Raw genomic sequence first — 787 nt, 5'->3', positions numbered from 1 at the left:
GTCTTTCGGTGGGCGGGTTTCCCACCCGCCTTATCGTTACTCATGCCTACATTTGCTTTTCCATACAGTCCAGGACAGGTCACCCCGTCCATTCGCCCCACATGGAATGCTCCCCTACCAGTTGTACATATGTACAAATCCATAGCTTCGGTACCGTTCTTGATGCCCGTTTATTATCCACGCCCGGCCGCTCGACTAGTGAGCTGTTACGCACTCTTTAAATGAATGGCTGCTTCCAAGCCAACATCCTAGCTGTCTGGGCAACCGGACCTCGTTAGATCAACTTAGAACGGATTTGGGGACCTTAGCTGATGGTCTGGGTTCTTTCCCTCTCGGCCTTGGACCTTAGCACCCAAAGCCTCACTGCCGAACATATTTAACGGCATTCGGAGTTCGTCTGGATTTGGTAGGATTTGACTCCCCCGCACCCAATCGGTAGCTCTACCTCCGTTAAACTCAGTTTCGACGCTGTTCCTAAAAACATTTCGGGGAGTACGAGCTATTTCCCAGTTTGATTGGCCTTTCACCCCTACCCTCAGGTCATCCGGAAACTTTTCAACGTTTATCGGTTCGGTCCTCCATTGCGTGTTACCGCAACTTCAACCTGCCCAAGGGTAGATCACAAGGTTTCGCGTCTACCTCCACCGACTATACGCCCTGTTCAGACTCGCTTTCGCTCCGGCTCCCCCGCTGAACGGGTTAACCTTGCCGGTGAAGTGTAACTCGTAGGCTCATTATGCAAAAGGCACGCCGTCACGGAACAAGTTCCGCTCCGACCGATTGTAGG

The 787-nt window shown here is 52.4% G+C and carries 1 rRNA gene; it reads right to left on the bottom strand.

Going from position 1 to position 787, the window contains the following annotated elements:
• Window positions 1-787, bottom strand: a 23S ribosomal RNA gene (locus tag H8B06_RS20480); the annotation flags it as partial.

Source organism: Sphingobacterium micropteri, assembly GCF_014692515.1.
In the GTDB taxonomy this organism is placed as follows: Bacteria; Bacteroidota; Bacteroidia; order Sphingobacteriales; family Sphingobacteriaceae; genus Sphingobacterium; species Sphingobacterium micropteri.
Note: the sequence above shows the minus strand (reverse complement) of the source record. Positions and strands in the feature narration are given on the sequence as shown.